The 2,532-nt window shown below is 60.4% G+C and carries 3 protein-coding genes; 2 read left to right on the top strand and 1 reads right to left on the bottom strand.

Annotation, left to right across the window (positions count from 1 at the left end; translation table 11 throughout):
- Positions 1-114: 114 nt before the first annotated feature.
- Positions 115-1,077, bottom strand: coding sequence for a thioredoxin-disulfide reductase (trxB, locus tag D6877_RS14865; RefSeq protein WP_016771656.1), 963 nt, complete (start codon positions 1,075-1,077; stop codon positions 115-117).
- A gap of 312 nt (positions 1,078-1,389) precedes the next feature.
- On the opposite strand from trxB, the gene cysZ reads away from it, so the two are divergent.
- Both cysZ and D6877_RS29935 read left to right on the top strand, forming a co-directional pair.
- A complete protein-coding gene (gene cysZ, locus D6877_RS14855) occupies positions 1,390-2,142 on the top strand; it encodes a sulfate transporter CysZ (RefSeq protein ID WP_038861129.1) in 753 nt (250 codons plus the stop codon).
- Between the two features lie 40 nt (positions 2,143-2,182).
- Positions 2,183-2,532 (top strand): glycosyltransferase (locus D6877_RS29935; protein ID WP_241662905.1); only part of this gene is annotated, 350 nt, incomplete at its 3' end.

Below are 2,532 nucleotides of genomic sequence, written 5' to 3'. Positions count from 1 at the left end.
TGATACACCGCTTTCGCGAGCAGGCTCGCTCCCACACTGGATGCGTGGCGGCTGCGAATCTCGGGCACAAAAAAACCGGCCAATCTCTGGCCGGTTTTTTTGTGCCCTGCGGTCTTAGAACGTGGCGTTCTGCAGGCCGTCCAGGTAGCGCTCGGTGTCCAGTGCCGCCATGCAACCGGCGCCGGCCGAGGTGATGGCCTGACGGTAAACGTGGTCAGCCACGTCACCGGCAGCGAAGATGCCTTCGACGCTGGTGGCCGTCGCATTGCCTTCGCGGCCGCCCTGCACAACCAGGTAACCGTCCTTCAGAGTCAGCTGACCTTCGAACAGCGAAGTGTTCGGGGTGTGGCCGATGGCGATGAACACGCCGTCGACTTTGATCTCGTCGAAGCTGCCATCGTTGTTGCGCAGACGCGCGCCGGTTACGCCCATGTTGTCGCCAAGGACTTCGTCCAGATTGGCGTTCAACTTCAAGATGATCTTGCCTTCGGCCACACGGGCGTTGAGCTTGTCGATCAGGATCTTCTCGGCGCGGAAGGTTTCGCGACGGTGGATCAGGGTTACGGTGCTGGCGATGTTGGCCAGGTACAGCGCTTCTTCGACAGCGGTGTTGCCACCGCCAACCACGGCGACCGGCTTGTTGCGGTAGAAGAAACCGTCGCAGGTCGCGCAGGCCGACACGCCTTTGCCCATGAACGCTTCTTCCGACGGCAGACCCAGGTAACGGGCACTGGCACCGGTGGCGATGATCAGAGCATCACAGGTGTAAACCGCGCTGTCGCCGGTCAGAGTGTACGGCTTGGCAGCGAAGTCCACGGCGTTGATGTGATCGAAGACGATCTCGGTCTCGAAACGCTCGGCGTGCTCGCGCATGCGCTCCATCAGCACCGGGCCGGTCAGACCGTGGACATCACCCGGCCAGTTGTCGACTTCGGTGGTGGTAGTCAGTTGACCGCCGGCCTGCATGCCGGTGATCAGCAGTGGCTTGAGGTTGGCGCGGGCCGCGTAGACCGCAGCGCTGTAGCCGGCGGGGCCGGAACCGAGAATGATCACTCGCGAATGACGGACTTCAGACATGAATCTGCTCCTGTTGGCCGGCCATGAAAAATCTGGCACGGACGCCGGACGGCCGGCGAAATAAAAAAGGACCGTGGACACCTTGGGGAAGGCTTGAACTCGACAGTCCTGTAAAAAGTTGGGTGCAGCGTATCGAGGGGGGCAAGATTAAGGAAATACGGTTTAACAATCCAGCTCATAGGTGGTCTCTATGCCGAGACGCTGACGAGATAGACCTCTTTGTTACAGTGAATGTCGATTGCTCTGCCGCGCTTTCGCCGCTAGGGCAAAGCCGGTAACGTCGGCGCGTTTTCCCTTGCTTCGGAGCACCTTATGCCCGCCCCCGTTCTGTCCGGCCCGCAATACCTGCGCGAAGGCCTCAAACTGGTCCTGAGCCCTGGCCTGCGCCTGTTCGTGTTGTTGCCGCTGGCGATCAACCTGGTGCTGTTCGTCGGATTGATCTATCTGGCCGGCCACCAGTTCAGCCTTTGGGTCGATACGCTGATGCCGTCGTTGCCTGAATGGCTGAGTTTCCTCAGCTATATTCTGTGGCCGTTGTTCGTGGTCCTCGTGGCCTTGATGGTGTTTTTCACCTTCACCATGCTCGCCAACATCATTGCCGCACCGTTCAACGGCTTCCTCGCGGAAAAAGTCGAAGTGGTGGTGCGCGGCACCGATGATTTCCCGGCGTTCAGTTGGGGCGAACTGATCGCGATGATCCCGCGCACCCTTTCCCGGGAAATGCGCAAGCTCGGCTACTTCCTGCCGCGCGCCATCGGCCTGTTCATCCTGTCGTTCATCCCGGTGGTGAATATCGTCGCCGCGCCGTTATGGCTGCTGTTCGGCGTGTGGATGATGGCCATCCAGTACATCGACTACCCGGCGGACAACCACAAACTGGGCTGGAACGAGATGCTTGCCTGGCTGCGGCAGAAGCGCTGGCAGAGCATGAGTTTTGGCGGGATCGTCTATCTGGTGTTGCTGATTCCGGTGGTCAACATCCTGATGATGCCGGCGGCGGTAGCCGGGGCGACGTTGTTTTGGGTGCGTGAGCGTGGCGCCGAAAATCTGGTGATACAACACTGACCGCGTCACAAATCCATCATCCGACCGTAACAAGCTCGACATGGCCTCAGCCGACACTGAGGTCATGACGACAGCTCTACATATCACTCTCATCAGCGAAACCTTCCCACCGGAAATCAACGGCGTGGCCAATACCCTTGGCCGCTTGTGCGAGGGTTTGCGCGCACGTGGGCATCAGGTGGAGCTCGTGCGCCCGCGCCAGGCCATCGATCCGCAACGCAGCGAAGACGATGCACTGTTGCTGTGTCGCGGATGGCCACTACCGGGCTATCCGGGACTGCAATGGGGCCAGTCGTCGATGCATAAACTGCTGCGCCGTTGGAAACGCCAGCGCCCGGATGTGCTGTACATCGCCACGGAAGGCCCGCTCGGGTTGTCGGCACTGCGCGC

Source organism: Pseudomonas sp. Sample_9 (assembly GCF_004307535.1).
Classification (GTDB): Bacteria; Pseudomonadota; Gammaproteobacteria; order Pseudomonadales; family Pseudomonadaceae; genus Aquipseudomonas; species Aquipseudomonas mercuritolerans.
The sequence above is the reverse complement of the archived record's forward strand: the minus strand, read 5'-3'. Positions and strand labels throughout refer to the sequence as shown.

What these genes read in the sequence shown, in the direction of transcription:
- trxB (WP_016771656.1), bottom strand. Translation starts at nt 1,077, where the DNA reads ATGTCTGAAGTCCGTCATTCGCGAGTGATCATTCTCGGTTCCGGCCCC.
- cysZ (WP_038861129.1), top strand. Translation starts at nt 1,390, where the DNA reads ATGCCCGCCCCCGTTCTGTCCGGCCCGCAATACCTGCGCGAAGGCCTC.